12 protein-coding genes are annotated in these 17567 nt (G+C 74.3%); 9 read left to right on the top strand and 3 right to left on the bottom strand.

What is annotated here, in order from left to right; translation table 11 throughout:
* The first annotated feature begins 407 nt into the window (after nt 1-407).
* From ACFVFR_RS27190 to ACFVFR_RS27175, 4 genes are all read left to right on the top strand, one after another.
* Nucleotides 408-4415, top strand: a complete 4008-nt coding sequence (locus tag ACFVFR_RS27190; protein ID WP_383706334.1) for a UvrD-helicase domain-containing protein — start codon at nt 408-410, stop codon at nt 4413-4415.
* A 228-nt stretch (nt 4416-4643) separates the two neighbouring features.
* Nucleotides 4644-6053 (top strand): dipeptidase, encoded by a 1410-nt coding sequence (locus tag ACFVFR_RS27185; protein ID WP_383706332.1) that lies wholly within the window; start codon nt 4644-4646, stop codon nt 6051-6053.
* A gap of 316 nt (nt 6054-6369) precedes the next feature.
* The gene (gene nudC, locus ACFVFR_RS27180; RefSeq protein WP_383706330.1) at nt 6370-7302 is read left to right on the top strand and encodes an NAD(+) diphosphatase; all 933 of its coding nucleotides are present in this window, start codon (nt 6370-6372) and stop codon (nt 7300-7302) included.
* A gap of 294 nt (nt 7303-7596) precedes the next feature.
* A complete protein-coding gene (locus ACFVFR_RS27175; protein ID WP_383706328.1) occupies nt 7597-7824 on the top strand; it encodes a hypothetical protein in 228 nt (75 codons plus the stop codon).
* Nucleotides 7825-9493: 1669 nt separating this feature from the next.
* Here ACFVFR_RS27175 and ACFVFR_RS27170 read toward each other — a convergent pair.
* Entirely contained in the window at nt 9494-9736 is a 243-nt protein-coding gene (locus ACFVFR_RS27170; protein ID WP_383706326.1) for a mycoredoxin, read from the bottom strand.
* 262 nt (nt 9737-9998) lie between these two features.
* Here ACFVFR_RS27170 and ACFVFR_RS27165 point away from each other — a divergent pair, with 262 nt between their 5' ends.
* The 5 genes from ACFVFR_RS27165 (at nt 9999) to ACFVFR_RS27145 (ending at nt 13957) form a co-directional block, all read left to right on the top strand.
* Nucleotides 9999-12230, top strand: coding sequence for an ATP-dependent DNA helicase UvrD2 (locus ACFVFR_RS27165; protein WP_383706324.1), 2232 nt, complete (start codon nt 9999-10001; stop codon nt 12228-12230).
* Nucleotides 12231-12375: 145 nt separating this feature from the next.
* The gene (locus tag ACFVFR_RS27160; protein WP_383706322.1) at nt 12376-12693 is read left to right on the top strand and encodes a hypothetical protein; all 318 of its coding nucleotides are present in this window, start codon (nt 12376-12378) and stop codon (nt 12691-12693) included.
* 143 nt (nt 12694-12836) lie between these two features.
* On the top strand, nt 12837-13205 hold the full coding sequence (locus ACFVFR_RS27155) for a WhiB family transcriptional regulator (protein ID WP_383706320.1): 369 nt from the start codon (nt 12837-12839) through the stop codon (nt 13203-13205).
* A complete protein-coding gene (locus ACFVFR_RS27150; protein ID WP_383706318.1) occupies nt 13202-13522 on the top strand; it encodes a hypothetical protein in 321 nt (106 codons plus the stop codon). The genes ACFVFR_RS27155 and ACFVFR_RS27150 overlap by 4 nt, the downstream gene beginning before the upstream one ends.
* 261 nt (nt 13523-13783) lie before the next feature.
* Nucleotides 13784-13957, top strand: coding sequence for a hypothetical protein (locus tag ACFVFR_RS27145; RefSeq protein WP_383706316.1), 174 nt, complete (start codon nt 13784-13786; stop codon nt 13955-13957).
* Nucleotides 13958-14746: 789 nt separating this feature from the next.
* Here the strand turns inward: ACFVFR_RS27145 and ACFVFR_RS27140 are convergent.
* Nucleotides 14747-16189, bottom strand: a complete 1443-nt coding sequence (locus tag ACFVFR_RS27140; protein ID WP_383706314.1) for an ABC1 kinase family protein — start codon at nt 16187-16189, stop codon at nt 14747-14749.
* A 73-nt stretch (nt 16190-16262) separates the two neighbouring features.
* Nucleotides 16263-17435 (bottom strand): TOMM precursor leader peptide-binding protein, encoded by a 1173-nt coding sequence (locus ACFVFR_RS27135; protein WP_383706312.1) that lies wholly within the window; start codon nt 17433-17435, stop codon nt 16263-16265.
* Nucleotides 17436-17567: the final 132 nt, after the last annotated feature.

Raw genomic sequence — 17567 nt, 5'->3', positions numbered from 1 at the left:
CCGCGCCCCCGTGCGGCTCCCGGGCGGGCGGATGGAAGGGCGCACGCGTCCCACGGTGTCCCGGGGGGCTCCCCGGCGTCTTCGCGCGTATGGCCCAGGAGCGCGGTCGGCGCACGAGCGGTCCGCACAGGACACGGGCCCGATGGCCGCCGCACGGGCAACCCCGCGCCCGCCCCCGCGTGGGCGCGGCCAGCCCCTCTCGTACGACGCCGGTGCGACGCCCGCCCCCGCGGGCTCCCGGCACGAGGCCCGTGCGGCGGGTCGGCCTTCGGGGTGGCACTGGTCACGCCGGCGGGCCCGAGGGGCGACGGCCCGCCGCTCCACCGCTGGGCGGGGTGTGGGGCGGGGGAGCGGGGCGGTCTCGCGGGCGGCGGGCGCTGTCGGTGCGGGGCGTTAGCCTCACTGGGGTGTCAGCACACCTCACCGACCCCGCGCAGCTCAAGGAGTTGCTCGGCATCCCGTTCACGCCGGAGCAGATGGCCTGCGTCACCGCGCCGCTCGCCCCGCAGGTGATCGTGGCCGGCGCCGGCTCGGGCAAGACGACGGTGATGGCCGCGCGCGTGGTCTGGCTGGTCGGTACCGGCCAGGTCGCGCCCGAGCAGGTGCTGGGCCTGACGTTCACCAACAAGGCGGCCGGCGAACTCGCCGAGCGGGTGCGCAGGGCGCTGCTGCGCGCCGGCGTCGGCGACGGGGCGGCGGGCGCCCAGGCCGGGGCGGGCGATGTGCGGGACGAGGTTCCGGGGGAGCCGAGGATCTCCACGTACCACGCGTTCGCGGGCCAGCTGCTGAAGGACCACGGGCTGCGGATCGGTGTCGAGCCCGGCGCGCGCCTGCTCGCCGACGCCACCCGCTTCCAGCTCGCCGCGCGCGTGCTGCGCACCGCGCCCGGCCCCTATCCGGCGCTCACCCGCTCCTTCGCCGACCTGGTGACCGACCTCCTCGCCCTCGACGGCGAGCTGGCCGAGCACCTCGTCCCGGTCGAACGCCTGCGGGAGCACGACACCGCGCTGCTGACCACCCTCGACGGCGTCCGGCTCAGCAACGAGGACCTGCGCAAGGTGCCCGACGCCGCCCGGGCCCGGCTCGAACTCCTCGACCTGGTCGAGCGCTACCGGGCGGAGAAGCGCCGACTGGACCTGCTCGACTTCGGCGACCAGATCGCCCTGTCCGCGACCCTGGCCCGTCGCCACCCCGAGGTCGGCCGGGCGCTGCGCGCGGAGTTCGCGGTAGTGCTCCTCGACGAGTACCAGGACACCTCGGTGGCCCAGCGCCTCCTGCTGTCGAGCCTGTTCGGAGCGGGTGAGGCGGACCCGGACGACCCGACCGCCGGCCCGTCGGCCGACCGCGCGGCGGGAGGCGGCACGGGCCACGCCGTGACCGCCGTCGGCGACCCCTGCCAGGCGATCTACGGCTGGCGCGGCGCGTCCGTGGCCAACCTGGACGACTTCCCCGAGCACTTCCCCCGCGCGGCCAGCCACCCTGACACCCACCCCGAAACCAGCCCCGAAACCAGCCCTGACACCCACCCTGACACGCACCCCGAGGCCGTCCGGCCGGCCTCTGACCCGCAGGCCGTCGGGGTCGCCCGGGGCGGCCCGGCCGAGCGGTTCGCGCTCAGCGAGAACCGGCGCAGCGGCGGCCGGCTGCTGGCGCTCGCCAACCGGCTGGCCGCCCCGCTGCGCGCCCGGCACGCGGGCGTGGAGGCGCTGCGTCCCGCGCCCGGCGCCGACCGGGACGGCCTAGTGCGCTGCGCGCTGCTGCCCACCCACGCCGAGGAACTGGCCTGGCTCGCCGACTCGCTCGCCCACCTGGTGCGCACGGGCACCCCGCCGGGCGAGATCGCGGTGCTGTGCCGGACGGCCGTGGACTTCGCCGGGATCCAGGGCGCGCTGGTGGACCGGGGCGTGCCCGTCGAGGTGGTGGGCCTGTCCGGGCTGCTGCACCTGCCCGAGATCGCCGACCTGGTCGCCGTGTGCGAGGTGCTCCAGGACCCGACGGCCAACGCGGCCCTGGTCCGCCTGCTGACCGGCCCGCGCTGGCGCATCGGCGCGCGTGACCTGGCGCTGCTCGGCCGCCGCGCACGCGCCCTGGTGCGCCGCGACCACCCGGACGCCGACGGGGACGCCGACCGCCGTCTCGCCGAGGCCGTGGCGGGCGTGGACCCGGCCGAGGCCATCTCGCTGGCCGACGCCCTCGACACCTTCGTCCTCGACCCCGCGTACACCGCGGACCTCGCGCCCGCCCCGCACGCCGTGGACCCCGCGTACGTCCCCGCCCCCGCGCACGCCCCCGAGGCCGACCCCGAGCCGGCCCCCCACACCGACCACCCCGCGTCGGGGGACGACCCCGCGTCGGAGAGCGGTCCGGAGCCCGGTGCGCCCGGCGGCCCGGAGACCGCCCCGGACCCGGACCTGCCGTTCTCGCCGCAGGCCCGGGTCCGCTTCGCGCGGCTGGCCGCCGAGCTGCGCGAGCTGCGCCGCTCCCTCGGCGATCCGCTGATGGACGTACTGCACCGCGTCCTCACGGTCACCGGGCTTGAGGTCGAACTGTCCGCGTCACCCCACGCGCTGGCCGCCCGGCGCCGCGAGACGCTCGGCAACTTCCTGGACGTGGCCGCCGGGTTCGCCACCCGCCAGGGCGGCGCCTCGGCCCTGGACGGCGAACCCACCCTGCCGGCCTTCCTCGGCTTCCTGCGCACGGCCGCCCGGTACGAGAAGGGCCTGGACAACGCGCTGCCGGGCGGCGAGAACACGGTCAAGGTGCTCACCGCGCACAAGTCCAAGGGCCTGGAGTGGGACGTGGTCGCGGTGCCGGGGCTGGTCACCAAGACGTTCCCGAGCGAGCAGTCCCGCGAGTCGTGGACGGCGACCGCGCGGGTGCTGCCGCACGCGCTGCGCGGCGACGCCGACACCCTGCCCGACGTGTCGGACTGGGACGCGAAGGGGCTCAGCGCGTTCAAGGCCGCGATGAGGGAGCACCAGCGGACGGAGGAACTCCGCCTGGGCTACGTGACCTTCACCCGCCCGCGCTCGCTGCTGCTCGGTTCCGGCCACTGGTGGGGCCCGTCCCAGAAGCGGCCCCGTGGCCCGTCGGACTTCCTGACGGCGCTGCGGGAGCACTGCGAGGCGGGCGACGGCGAGATCGAGGCGTGGGCCCCCGAGCCGGCCCCCGGCGAGGAGAACCCGGCCCTGCGCGACCCGGACCCGCACCGCGCCGACCGCGCGTGGCCGCTGCCGCTGGACCCCACGGCCCTGACCCACCGCCGCCGCGCGGCCGACGCCGTCCGCGCCCACCTCGACCACCAGCCCACCCCCACCGCGCCGCCGCCCCACCAGCCCGCCCCGAACGCCCCGCACACCCTGTACGCCGAACCCCCCGAGGACCCGTACGACGATCCGTACGCCGACGCGTACGCCGACACCGATCCGTACGCCGACCCACCCGCCACCCCCGACGCCGCCCCGTACGCGAACCCGTACACCGCCCCCGACGACGACCCGTACCCCGACCCGTACGGCGACCCGACCGACGCGGCCCCGCCCACCGGCGCGCCCGCCGCCGCGCCCGGCCCCGACCCCGTGGACCCGTCCCGCCGCCCCCCCTCCGCGTCGTCCGCGCCGCGCCGCGCGCCGCGCGAGGCGTTGCCGCCCGAGGAGGCCCGGCTCGCCGCGTCCTGGGACCGGGATCTCGACGCGCTCACCGAGGAGCTGCGCCGGGCGCGGGCGACCGTGCGCGACGTGCTCATACCTCCCGCGCTCAGCGCGACGCAACTGCTGCGGCTGGCCGCCGACCCCGACGGCTTCGCCCGCGAACTGGCCCGCCCCATGCCGCGCCCGCCCCGGCCCGCCGCCCGCCGGGGCACCCGGTTCCACGCCTGGGTCGAGTCGCGGTTCGAGGCCCTGCCGCTGCCCCTGCTCGGCCCGGACGAACTGCCGGGCGCCGACGAGTACGGCACCGAACCGGACGAGGACGGGGAGGACCTGGAGGCGCTCAAGGAGGCGTTCCGCCGCACCCCCTACGCCCGGCGCACGCCGTACCGCGTCGAGGCGCCCTTCCAACTCACCCTCGCCGGCCGCGTGGTGCGTGGCCGGATCGACGCGGTCTACCGCCGGCCGCGCGCCCCCGGGCCCGACACCGGAAGCGGGCCCGCCTCCGGTGTCGCGGAGGTCGCGCACCCGTACGCGTACGAGATCGTCGACTGGAAGACCAACCGCGCCCAGGACGCCGACCCGCTCCAGCTCGCCGTCTACCGGCTGGCCTGGGCCGAACAGCACGGCCTGCCGCCGTCCGCCGTCACGGCCACCTTCCTCTACGTGCGCACCGGCGAGATCGTCCGCCCCGACCCGCTGCCCGACCGGGCCGCCATTGAACGCGTCCTGCTCGGCGAGGAGCCGCCCGCGCCGGACCGCGCGTAGCCCGGCCCCACCGGGAGCGCGGCCCGGCCCGACGGCCACACCCGAGGGCCGCGCCCCCTCGACCACTTCCGAAGGCCGCGCCAGCCCGCGCCGACCGTCGCCGCGAGGACGCCCACGCCGGCGGGCGAAACGGCACGCTCGGGCCCGCGACCAGGGGCGCGGCCGATCCCTGGCGAGGGCCCGCGACCCTGGCGAAGCGGGCCGCCGCAGGCGGATAGGCTCGACGTCATGAGCACCACCCCGGACGACGCTGTCCGCGCCTACGTCGAAGCCCACCGTGCCGCGTTCCTGGACGACCTGACCGCGTGGCTGCGCATCCCCTCCGTGTCGGCCGACCCCGACCGCGCCGGCGACGTGCGGCGCAGCGCCGAGTGGCTGGCGGACAAGCTGGCCGCCACGGGATTCACGACGACGGAGATCTGGGAGACGGCCGGCGCTCCCGCGGTCTTCGCCGAGTGGCCCTCCGACGACCCCGAGGCCCCCACCGTCCTGGTCTACGGCCACCACGACGTGCAGCCCGCCGCACTCGCGGACGGCTGGCACAGCGACCCGTTCGAGCCGCGGACCCACGACGGCAAGCTGTACGCCCGGGGCGCGGCCGACGACAAGGGCCAGGTGCTCTTCCACACGCTCGGCGTCCGCGCGCACCTGGCCGCGACCGGCCGCAGCGCGCCCGCCGTCAACCTCAAGCTGCTCGTCGAGGGCGAGGAGGAGTCCGGTTCGCCGAACTTCCCCGACCTGATCCGCTCCCGCGCCGACCGGCTGCGCTGCGACGCGGTCGTCGTCTCCGACACCGGCATGTGGGACGCCGACACCCCGACGGTCTGCACCGGGATGCGCGGCCTGGCCGACTGCCAGATCGACCTGTACGGGCCCGACCAGGACATCCACTCGGGTTCGTTCGGCGGGGCCGTGCCCAACCCGGCCATGGAGGCGGCCCGCCTCGCCGCGGGGCTGTACGACGCCGACCTGCGGGTCGCGATCCCCGGCTTCTACGACGGCGTGGTCGAGCTCACCGACCGCGAGCGCGAACTCTTCGCCGAGCTGCCCTTCGACGAGGCCCGGTGGCTGCGTACGGCACACTCGCACGCCACCTCGGGCGAGGCCGGGTTCACCACCCTGGAGCGCGTCTGGGCCCGGCCGACCGCCGAGGTCAACGGCATCGGCGGCGGGTACCAGGGGCCGGGCGGCAAGACCATCGTGCCCGCCACCGCCCAGCTGAAGCTGTCGTTCCGGCTCGTGGAGGGCCAGGACGCGGACAAGATCCAGCAGGCCGTCCGGGAGTGGGTGGCCCACCGGCTGCCCGCCGGCATCCGGCACGAGATCACCTTCTGGGGCGCCACCCGCCCCTGTCTGACCCCGCTCGACCACCCGGCCCTGCGCTCGGTCGTCCGCGCCATGGGCCGCGCCTTCGAGCGGCCCGTGCGCTTCACCCGCGAGGGCGGCTCGGGCCCGGCGGCCGACCTGCGTGACGTGCTGGGCGCGCCGGTCCTGTTCCTGGGCATCTCGGTGCCGTCCGACGGCTGGCACGCCCCGAACGAGAAGGTCGAACTCGACCTCCTCATGAAGGGTGTGGAGAGCGCCGCGTACCTGTGGGGCGACCTCGCCGAGAATTGGCAGGTACCGGTGGCGGGATAGCGAGAGAAACCACCGCCCGCCTCCCGGCGCACGCCGGGCGTGCGCTCGCGGCGCCGGCCGAGACGCCGACCGCCGGGCGCGTACGACACGGGGCGGGCTGGCCGGGGCGCCACCCGGACGCGGGGCGGACGCCAGCCGACGCGCCGGGCGCACGCGCGGAGCCGACACCCCGGCCCGAAGCCCCACCCGCCGCACCGGGCTCACCGGCCACGCGCGATCGCGGGCCACGCGCGGGCCCGGCAGCCGGGGGAGGCCCGCCCGCGTGGGGAGGAGAGCACAGCCATGAACCGTTCACATAGGGGGAGTTGGAAGTAACGTGACCACCTGGACCGAACGACCCAACGGCCACTCGATCCCGCTCACCGCCCCGAGCGGTGTGGACCGCGCGGCGCACCACCGACTCGACGAGGCGTGGCTGGCCGCCGCCTGGAGCCACCCGACCACCCGCGTCTTCGTGGTCTCCGGAGGCCAGGCCCTGGTGGACGACACCCCCGACGGCCGCACGGAACTGGTGATGACACCGGCCTTCGAGGCGCCCCTCACCGAGACCCACCGGTACTTCCTGGGCACCGACGCCGACGGCGTGCGCTACTTCGCGCTCCAGAAGGACACCCTGCCCGGCCGCATCGACCAGTCGGCGCGCCCGGCCGGACTCCGCGAGGCGGGCTCGCTGCTCTCCGAACGGGACGCCGGCCTGCTGGTGCACGCCGTGGCGCTGGAGAACTGGCAGCGACTCCACCGCTTCTGTTCGCGCTGCGGCGAGCGCACCGTGATCGCCGCGGCCGGCCACATCCGCCGCTGTCAGGCCTGCGGCGCCGAGCACTACCCGCGCACCGACCCCGCGGTCATCATGCTGGTCACCGACGACCAGGACCGGGCGCTGCTCGGCCGCCAGGTGCACTGGCCCGAGGGCCGCTTCTCCACCCTGGCGGGCTTCGTCGAACCGGGCGAGTCCATCGAACAGGCCGTCGTCCGCGAGGTGGCGGAGGAGGTCGGCGTCCAGGTCGGCAGCGTCGCGTACGTCGGCAGCCAGCCCTGGCCCTTCCCCTCCAGCCTCATGCTCGGCTTCATGGCCCGCGCCACCACCTCGGAGATCCAGGTGGACGGCGAGGAGATCCACGAGGCCCGCTGGTTCTCCCGTGAGGAACTCCGCGCGGCCTACGACTCCGGCGAGATGCTCCCGCCCTACGGCATCTCCATCGCCGGCCGCCTCATCGAACTCTGGTACGGCGAACCCCTCACCCCCTGACCCCGCCCCCGCTTCCTCGGCGAGCGCGGCGGTCGCGGAGTGCGGGGCGGCGTGGGGCGCCCGGATTCCTGATGCGGGTCGCAGGCGCGGGCCCCGGGTGCGGTCACGGCGTGGCCTGCCGGCCAGGGCGAACGTCAGGCGCCGGGCCCGCGCGAGGAGGCCGACCCGCGCTCATCGCCGCCGCTGTGCCGGCTGACCGCCGCGCCGCTGTACCGACCGCGGTCGCGGTCGCGGTGAAGTGGCCTCGGGCCTGGTCGGGCTGGCACGGCGCGCGAGTGGGATCGCGGTGGTGGCGTGACTCTGCCTGTTGGGCTGAGGCGGCGTGCGAGCGGGGTCGCGGTGCTGGGTGCTGGGTGCTGGGTGCTGGCCCGAGCGCGTCGGGTGGGTGGCGGTGTCGGCCCGCTTCGCGGTGGTGGCGGGGTGCGCCTGACCGTGGTGCTGGTGCTGGTGCTGGTGCTGGTGCTGGTGCTCGCGCTGGGGCTGGTGCTGGGGCTGGGCTCGGGCAGCGGCGTCGAACGTTGACGTGAGCGGGTCGGCTTCGGTCGCGGTAGGGCGCCGACGCTCGCTGGCTGGGGGTGAGGTGGGCTCGGGGCAGCGGTACGAGTGCTGGCCCGAGCGCGTCGACCTCGGTCGCGGTGGTGCGCTGCTTCCGCCCGGGTTGTCGTCTGTTTCGACCCTGTGCGCGGCGGCGAGGCGACCGGCACCGGCCAATCTGGGCCGATATCGGGTCCCGTGCAGCGGTGGGCGCTGACACCGTCGAGTCGGGTGGCTCCCCGCCGGGGCCCAGCCCGGAGTGCGGTGCTGGGCGTCACCTCGCGCATGCCGGTTCGGCTCTCTCACCAGCGGGGGACCGTGGTGGGTGTGCTGCCGACTCCCCGCCAAGCCACCGTGTCGGCTGCGGTCGCGGTGCTGACGGGGCACGCCGGTCTGGTTGGGCTGAGGCGGCGTGGGAGCGGGGTCGCGGCGGTGGGTGCTGGCCCGAGCGCGTCGGGTGGGGCGTTGTTGGCCCGGTTGGGGTGGTGGGGGCCTCTGTCTGTGGCGCGGGGGCGGCGCGTGGGCTCGGGTCGTGGTGGCGAGTGTGCTGGCGCGCGTCTTTTGGGGCGGGTGCTGTGTCGGCTTCGCGGGTGCGGCTCAACGCGGGTCGCCGTCGGGCCTGGGGCGCGGGAGCTGACCTTCGCTGCCGGGCCGGCCCAGAGCTCGGGGCGCGGCCGGCCAGGCTGCCGCCGTCGGGTCGGGCCGGGCTGTCGCTCGTTCGGGCCGCGTTGGCAAAAGTGGCCCGTGCGGGGCGGGGGCGCGGCTCGCGATACGGGCGGACCGGCGCACGCTGGTCGGCTGGGGCCGTGACCTGCGAGGGGGCTGTGGCCCCGGCGGTCGGTGTGATCGAGGCTGGCTCGGTCTCCGCTGGCCGCAGTGGACGCGCTGGCGTGGGCGCGGGCTGCCGCGACCAAGGCCGGCGCGCGCCGAACGGCACCCGCCCGCGCTGGCCGACAGGGGGCCCGCCGTGACTCGACGCGCGCTGATACCGGTGGCCCGGCTCGCGTCGACGGGGCTCACGGCGGGTCGGCGCACGCTGGAGTGAGCCCGCTCGTGTCGCGGAGAAGCCCCCGGCGTCCACCGACGACCCGGCCAGCGCGAACTGCGCTCAGCACGCGCCGGAGGCGATTCGACCCGGCGTAGCGAACGCTGCCCCCGGCCGCGCCGGAACCGAGCGGATCACGTGCGAGGCGGCCCGTGTCGGCGCTGGCCTGACGGGGACTGCCCGGGTGATCGTCCTCCGAGCCGAGCCGAGCCGAGCCGAGCCGAGCCGATCCGGCTTCGGGCTGCGGTCGACGCGGCGCGGCGCCTCGGGTACGGGACGAAGCGGCCATGCCAGGCAGGCTCCCGACCAGGGCGACGCGAGCGCGCCCGCCGCAGAACGCGTACGCCACCCGCCCCTGACCAACGCGGCGCACCCCTGGCCGGAGCATGACAGGCGACGGCGCCAAACGGTGACACATCAGCGCTCCGACCCGCTCCGCAGGGCCTCGCCGGGGGAGGCGGACAGTCAGTCCACGCGGCGCGCGGCGTACGCCACGGCGCCCCGTTGCCGGGTCGCCCGACAACGGGGAACGCGCGGGGCCGACACGAGCGTCAGGCCGGTACGGCCGTCCGTGCCACCCGTGTCAGGCCAGTGCGGCCACGAGCACCCGCGTCAGACGCTGAGCTTCTCCTTCACCTGCGCCAGCGACGGGTTGGGGAGGGCCGAGCCGTCCGGGAAGAGCACGGTCGGAACGAGCTGGTTGCCGTTGTTCACCTGCTCCACGAACTTCGCCGACTGCGGGTCTTGCTCGATGTTGATCTCGGTGTACGCGATTCCCTCACGGTCCATCTGACCCTTGAGGCGGCGGCAGTAGCCGCACCAGCTCGTGCTGTACATCGTCACGGTGCCCGACATCGATCCTCGCGCTCCTTTGGCTTGGCGTCGCGTGATTACGGTCGTACAACGCGCACTCACCCTCCGCCATTCCCGACTCCCGCCCCACCTCCCGCGCCCCCTTCCCGCAAGGCCGACACCAGGGATCACCGAGGCGTCGGCCAGCCGCCACGCGCACGTCGGCCAGCGCCCCGCGAACGGCCATCCGCGATTCATACGACCGCAACCCCCGCGCTGTGGACAACGGAGACGCCCCCGCCCACACACCTGGCAGCATGGCGGGGTGACAGCAAGCAACGCACCCTTCGCCTCCGGCGGCGGCCAGCCCACCGCGCTCTTCCCGAGCGCCCCGGACTCCGCCGACGCGGTGCTCGACGGCCTGGACGCCGAGCAGCGCGAGGTCGCCACGGCCCTGCACGGCCCGGTGTGCGTGCTCGCGGGCGCCGGCACGGGCAAGACCCGGGCCATCACCCACCGGATCGCGTACGGGGTGCGTGCGGGCATCCTCCAGCCCGCCAGCGTCCTCGCGGTGACCTTCACCAACCGCGCGGCCGGCGAGATGCGCGGCCGACTGCGCCAGCTGGGCGCGGGCGGCGTGCAGGCGCGCACGTTCCACTCGGCGGCCCTGCGCCAGCTCCACTACTTCTGGCCCCGGGCGGTCGGCGGCGAGATGCCGCGGATCGTGGAGCGCAAGGCCCAGCTCGTCGCGGAGGCCGCCGCGCGCTGCACGATCCGCCTCGACCGCAACGAGCTGCGGGACGTCACCAGCGAGATCGAGTGGTCCAAGGTCACCCAGACCGTCCCCGAGGAGTACCCCGCGGCCATCGCCAAGTCCCCGCGCGAGGCTCCCCGCGACCCCGCCGAGACCAGCCGGATCTACGCGATGTACGAGCAGCTCAAGCGCGATCGCGGGGTCATCGACTTCGAGGACGTGCTGCTGCTGACCGTCGGCGTCCTCCAGGACCGGCTCGACATCGCCGACCAGGTGCGCGGCCAGTACCAGCACTTCGTGGTCGACGAGTACCAGGACGTCAGCCCGCTCCAGCAGCGCCTGCTCGACCTGTGGCTCGGCGACCGCGACAGCCTGTGCGTGGTCGGCGACGCCAGCCAGACCATCTACTCCTTCACCGGCGCCACCCCCGACCACCTCCTGCACTTCCGCACCCGCCACCCCTCGGCCACCGTCGTCAAGCTGGTCCGCGACTACCGCTCCACGCCCCAGGTCGTCCACCTGGCCAACGGCCTGCTGGCCTCCGCGCGCGGGCGGGCCGCCGAGCACCGCCTGGAGCTGATCTCCCAGCGCGACCCGGGCCCCGAGCCCGGTTACGCGGAGTACGCCGACGAACCCGCCGAAGCCGAAGGCACCGCCCGCCGCGTCCGCGAGCTCCTCGACGCGGGCGTCGCCGCCAGCGAGATCGCCGTGCTCTACCGCATCAACGCCCAGTCGGAGGTCTACGAGCAGGCGCTGGCCGACCAGGGCATCCCGTATCAGCTGCGGGGCGCCGAGCGGTTCTTCGAGCGGGCCGAGGTGCGCGAGGCGGGGTTGCTCCTGCGCGGCGCCGCCCGCGCGGGAGGGGCCGCCCCCGGCCTGGAGGACGCCGACATAGCCTCCCAGGTGCGCGCCGTGCTGGGCACCCGTGGCTGGACCCCCCAGGCCCCGGCGGGGGCCGGCGCCGTCCGGGACCGCTGGGAGTCGCTGGCCGCCCTCGTCCGGCTCGCCGAGGAGTTCACGCGGGCCAGGCCCCAGGCCACGCTGCGCGACCTCGTGACGGAGCTGGACGAGCGGGCCGCCGCCCAGCACGCCCCGACGGTCGAGGGCGTGACGTTGGCCTCGCTGCACGCCGCCAAGGGGCTGGAGTGGGACGCGGTGTTCCTCGTCGGCCTCACCGAGGGGATGATGCCGATCACCCACGCCCGCAGCGACGAGCAGATCGAGGAAGAGCGACGCCTGCTCTACGTCGGGGTCACCCGGGCCCGCCGCCACCTCACCCTCTCGTGGGCGCTGTCCCGGTCGCCGGGGGGCCGCCCCGCCCGCCGCCCCAGTCGCTTCCTGGACGGCCTGCGCCCCGGCTCCGCGACGGCCACCGCCCGTCGCACCGCCGCCACGGGCGCCACCGCGACCGGAGGTGTCGAGCGCGGTGCCAGCCCCCGTCGCCGGCCCCGGGGCCCGGTGCGCTGCCGGGTGTGCGGTCGGTCACTGACGGACGCGGGCGAGATGAAGCTGATGCGGTGCGAGGACTGCCCCTCCGACCTCGACGAGGGTCTGCACGACCGGCTTCTCGACTGGCGGGCGGAGCAGGCGGCCCGACTGGGTCAACCCGCGTTCTGCGTCTTCACCGACAAGACCCTGCTCGCTATCGCCGAAGCGGTGCCGGACTCCGAGGCCCAGCTCTCCGCCATCCCGGGAGTCGTCGCGCGCAAGCTCCGTAAGTACGGCTCTGACGTGCTCGCACTGTGCGCCGGAGACGACCTCGCGGGCCTGGAGGAGCCCGAAAAAAACTCGTCGAAAAAATAGTTTGCGCGTGCGGAGGGCATACCCATAGCCTTCCGAACACGGAGACAGCGGGCCTTCCGAGAACCGATGGATTCGTGTTGTACTGACCTTCATGGGCTGGTCCTGCCGGACTGACCCCGAGACGCCGAGAGGAGGCGAAGACCAAATGATCACTCTGATGAACGCCAAAATGACCGATCGCCCGGTCCTCGCCACGTGCTCCCTCGGCTTCTCCTCGCAGGGCACCGGTGTGTCCGGCCTCGGCGTCTCCCAGTTTGGTATCGCCGCCGTGCGCCCGGAATCCCTGACGTCCCTCTCGGTTCTGGCGCTCCACGGTGAGCGACCGATCCAGGCACCTGCAGTAGCAGCGGTGGCACAGGCCAAGACCTACGCCATGGCGGCGGCCAATGGTGCCGAAAACCAGACCAAGCACCACCAGATGTGGGCCTCTCGCGGGCTTGAACCCTGGAGTGATCCAACCTGATCGGCGATCAGGTCGGCACCTTCCAGGGCCGCGAAACCCACACCGGGTTTCGCGGCCCTTTTGATTTGCCCTCCTGGCCCGCCCAGGGGGAAACGCACAGCCCGGCCACCAGCCGGGCCGACACAGACGAGGAACTCACCACCGTGCAACTCAAGGCGCACACCCCGTCCGTAGCGACCGACCTGATCCCCCCGCCCGACCTCTCGGAGGACTCCTTGACCCCGGCCCCGCTCACCGCTCTGACCGAGCTGGATGACGCCATCGAAAGCCTCGGCGAAGCCGTGCCCTGTCGTTCGTACGACCCGGAGGTCTTCTTCGCCGAGTCGCCCGCCGACGTCGAGTACGCCAAGTCGCTGTGCCAGACCTGCCCGCTGCGCGCTGCCTGCCTCGCCGGCGCCAAGGACCGCCGCGAGCCCTGGGGCGTCTGGGGTGGCGAGCTCTTCGTCCAGGGCGTTGTCGTGGCCCGCAAGCGGCCCCGTGGTCGCCCGCGCAAGAACCCGGTCGTGGCATGAGCACCCCGGGAACCATCGACCGCCCCGCGACGCACGACCCCAAGAAGCAGGACCCGACGATGCCAACCACCGACGAACCCACACTGGTTCACCCCCCGCGTAACACCACCGGCGCACCCGAGTCGCGCCAGAACAGGACCCGCGAAATGCAACTCATCCCAGAAGCCCTGGCTCGTGCCCATATGCACGAGCGGCTGCACGAGGCCGAGTCCGAACGCAGGGCCGTACGCCTTGCCACCGCTCGCCGCATGCAGCGCCGGGCCGAGCGTGCGTCACTGCGCGCCCGCCGCGCCCTGGCCATGGCGGTCATGAACTGAAGGACCACCGGTCGGTCAACGACCGACATCACGCGACAGACGTCCATGGCCCGACTGGTCGGAGCGACCCTCCTACACCACGCCAAGCCCGTGGATAAGTGATCGCCAACCTGTATCACCACTGAAGTGCCGACATCTGGGGGCGGGTCCGCAAGGACCGGCCCCCAGCGCACGTTCGACGCCCGCCCGGGGCGCGTTGCTCACCTCGCACACCACAGGCGGGGATATCGTCGCCGAGTGGACCAGACGTCACATGAACCGATGCCCTCGGACGACGACCCCCGCACCTGTGCCCGCTGCGGCACCGTCACCACCGGCACGCCACCGACATGGACCTACTCCGTCGAGAACGGTCACAACCGTTACTACTGCGAACCATGTGCTCGCGAGAACATCAGAGCCATCGAAGGGCGACTCGACTCGGCCTGGTGGTAGCCACCCGATCCACACCGGTTGTTCCAGACCGTGTCGGGCAGCGCCAGAGCATGTCGCATGCACGGCTCCGAACGGCGACGGGAGATCGGGGGCGTACGGAAGCCCGTGGTGTTACCGAGTGCCCCCCAGCGGGATGATGCGCGAAAGCGAAGTCACAGGGGAGACGCAGGCACAACCAATCGCCTTCCCCCCGCCCCCTCCCCCTCTTCCACCGCGGGTCGTGAGCCGTGATCCTGCCGCCGCCGTCCCGGCCGCTCGACAGCACGCGCGCGACGAGGCGGCGTGAGCCCGCGCAGTCGGTCGGCGAGGCCGGGCAGGGCCGGGCAGGCAAAGCAGAGCAGGCACAGCAGGGCAGCGAGGGGAGTTGGTTGGCTGTGCCCGAGTGGGGGCGACGAGTTCGCACCCGGTGAGCCTGATACCTGGCTGGCTGGCCGGGTGGCTGACTGGTTGGCCGAGGGGGTGGGTTAGCCGAGGCAGGCTGGCTGTTGGGTTGCCGGGTCGGCAGGATTCCGTAAGCCGACCAGTGGGTGGGAAGGCCGCTGGGTGGGCTGCTTCGGGAGGTGGCCGCCCTCGGGGGTGGGACGACGTGTGGGGTCGGTCGTCGCTGGGCTGGCCTGGCCGATCGGGTCGGTCGCCCGGTGGGTTACGTGGGTTGGTCGGTCGGCAGCTTGCCTGGTCTAGGTCGACGTGGGTCGCTGGGATCGCTGTGGGTTCGTTGACTGGCTGGTCGGCTGGTCGGCTGGTCGGCTGGTCGGCTGGCCCGGGGGCGGGGGACCCGGGCCGGGGCACTCAGGCCGAGGTCTCCTCCGCGACGGCGTCCTGCGTGGCGGTCCTCTCCAGCGCCACGGGAGCGCTGTCGGGCGTCTCGGTCTCCTCCGGCTCCTCCCATTCGTCCGCGAACGCGAACCCGGGTACCCACTCCTCGATCTCGTCCCGCATGCGCACCGTGGCGCCGAGCTGTGAAAGCACTCCGATGGTGCTCATGCTGACGCGGTGGATCAGCAGATAGGACGGCGGCAGGTTGAGCTGTCGGCCGAGGTCGTAGGCGGGGGAGCGGCGGTCGGCCAGGGTGGTGGCCTGGCCGCGTATCCACTCTCGGGTGAACGTGAACTCCTCCTGCTGTGCTGGTTCGATGATGGGCAGCAGGTAGTCCATGAGAGCCTCCGAGTCCAGCTGGAGGTCCGGCTTGATGAACCCCTGCTCGCGCAGGAGTTCCTGCACCTCGTCGCCCTCGCCGTCCAGCAGCATGCGCAGCGTGACGCCGATGTGCGGCGGCAGGCCGTCAGGCAGTCGGTCCACCGTGCCGAAGTCCATGACACCCAGCTTCCACTTCTCCGGCGGCCCGTCCTGCGCGTCCCCGACGACCAGGCGGAAGTTGCCCGGATGCGGATCAGCGTGGAGCAACCCGGTGCGCGCCACACCCGAGAAGAGGAACAGGGTCAACAACTGGCCGGCCCGGTCGCGCTGCTCCCGCGTGCCGTTCGCGATCACCTCGGAGAGCGGTATGCCTTCCATCCACTCCGTGATCAGCACCTGGTCGGACTGGTGGACCACACCCGGCACGGTGAAGTCCGGATCGTCCTCGAACTCCTCCGCGTAAGTGCGCTGCGCCTGTGCCTCCAGCTCGTAGTCCAGCTCCTCGGACACGCGGTCGCGCAGCTCGGCGATCAACGGCTTGACCTCGATACCCGGCACGAGGGGGCCGAGCAGTCGGGACAGCCGGCCCAGCTGGGTGAGGTCGGAGAGCAACGCCTCGCCCGCGCCCGGGTACTGCACCTTGACCGCCACGGTGCGGCCGTCGTGCCATATCGCCCGGTGCACCTGGCCGATGGAGGCCGCCGCGGCCGGCTTGTCGTCGAACTCCTGGAACAGCTCGCGCCAGTCGTCCCCGAGCCGGCTCGCCAACGCCGCGTGCACCGAGCGGGTGGGCATCGGAGGCGCGGCCTCCTGGAGCTTCGTGAGCGCGGCCCGATAGGGCTTGGCGATCTCCTCGGGAAGGGCGGACTCGAACACCGACATCGCCTGCCCGAGCTTCATGGCGCCGCCCTTGAGCTCTCCGAGCACCTTGAACAGCTGCTCAGCCGTGCGCTGTTGCAGCTCGCGCGCGACGATCTCCGCCGGCCGGCCACCGATCCGTTTGCCCAGGCCCCAGGTGGCTCGACCCGCGAAACCCAGAGGCAGTGCGGCCAACTTGGCGGTGCGGGTGACCGCCTTGCGGGGTAGATCAGACATGCGCCCCTCCAACTCCAACCGAGTTCCCCAGGGCGGACCCCGGGCCCCCGTCGCCCACCCAGCGGACGCCGGTCTACCCGGACATTGTCGCCTGCGCCTCTTCACTGCTCGATGAATACCCCGTAACCGAAGCGGTCATCGCGCCGCACACGCAGTCCGGATGCGGCTCGATGGGCCGCATGTCCCAGGCTAGTCCCGGCAGGGTGAGCTCCAACCGGGCCCCCATGCTGGGCGGCGTCCCACCGTCGAGGAAGGCCAGTGCCTGGGTCGCGGTCAGCCCGGCCACGGTGGTCGCCAGCGCCGCGTCACAGGCCGGGGCGGGCGCCCGCCGTCCCGACTGCCACTGGGCCAGCATCCGGGGCCAGCCGGGCTCGCGCTCCGCGCGTCGCATGGCCATGCACGCCGCGCAACACGTCACGCCCGGCACCACCAGCGGGCCCACCACTCCGGTGCCCTCCAGCACGCTCGCGTACAGATGCGGGGTTCCCGTGGTGATCAGCGGCTCGGCGTCAGCCGGCTCCGGGGCATAGCCGGACAGCCCGTCGCGCGGGGCCAGCACCACCAGGCTCAACCCCCGAGGTTCGGCCGAGAGGCGGGGCGAGCGGCGCGCGGGGGAGGCGGCGCGCACCAGACGACGGCCCGCCGCGTCCCGACGCTCGCCGACCTGGTCCGCCGCGAGCCCGGCCGGCAGCGTGTCCCACGGCTCGACACAGCCCCCGTCCCACACGTCCACCTGGCCCACACCGGAGGCCGACAGCAGCGCCGCCACCGCCGCCCCCACGCGCCCGGCCCCCCGCACCTGCACACGCGCCGCCCGCCGGGCACCCATGAGCCTCGGCCCGGCGTCCGGCTCCGGATGCAGCACCGACAGTGCCGCCAGGTCGGCCCGCGACCGCTCCATCGCCTCCGGGTCGTCCCGGACCAGGGCGGCGCTGCCCTCACTCACCCACGGATCGTCGATCAGCCCCGCCGCGACGAGCCGCGCCACGACGGCGTCGGCCCTGTCCTCCGTCAGCCCCATCGCCCGCGCCTGCTCGCGCAGCAGCGGGAGCCCGCGCGTGCCGTCGAGCAGGGCGAGGAAGCTGCCGGTCGCCGTGTCCAGCGGCCCGACCGCCACCGCGTGGGCCAGGGTGATCCCGAACTGCACGGTGTCCCGACTGCGCCACGCCCGGCGCAGGGCGGGCTTGAGCCGGGGATGCGAGGGCAGCACCGCCGCCCGGTCGACGGGGGCCCTGACCTCGGACACCGGCCGCCTCCCGCCCGGAGTCCGTCGCGGCACGCGACCGCGCGGCGCGAGCCCGGGAGCGACGCCGCCGTCGCCGGACGGCTGACCGCTGCTCGGAGGCTGGCGGGGCACGGCCTCGGGTGCCGCCGTGGC

This window comes from Streptomyces sp. NPDC057702 (assembly GCF_042799315.1).
Lineage (GTDB): Bacteria > Actinomycetota > Actinomycetes > Streptomycetales > Streptomycetaceae > Streptomyces.
This window is presented reverse-complemented; position numbering and strand designations above follow the sequence as displayed.

Excerpts from the sequence above, each read along its gene's own strand:
- ACFVFR_RS27185 (WP_383706332.1), top strand. The coding sequence starts at position 4,644 with ATGAGCACCACCCCGGACGACGCTGTCCGCGCCTACGTCGAAGCCCAC.
- ACFVFR_RS27170 (WP_383706326.1), bottom strand. The coding sequence starts at position 9,736 with ATGTCGGGCACCGTGACGATGTACAGCACGAGCTGGTGCGGCTACTGC.
- ACFVFR_RS27160 (WP_383706322.1), top strand. The coding sequence starts at position 12,376 with ATGATCACTCTGATGAACGCCAAAATGACCGATCGCCCGGTCCTCGCC.
- ACFVFR_RS27150 (WP_383706318.1), top strand. The coding sequence starts at position 13,202 with ATGAGCACCCCGGGAACCATCGACCGCCCCGCGACGCACGACCCCAAG.
- ACFVFR_RS27145 (WP_383706316.1), top strand. The coding sequence starts at position 13,784 with ATGCCCTCGGACGACGACCCCCGCACCTGTGCCCGCTGCGGCACCGTC.
- ACFVFR_RS27140 (WP_383706314.1), bottom strand. The coding sequence starts at position 16,189 with ATGTCTGATCTACCCCGCAAGGCGGTCACCCGCACCGCCAAGTTGGCC.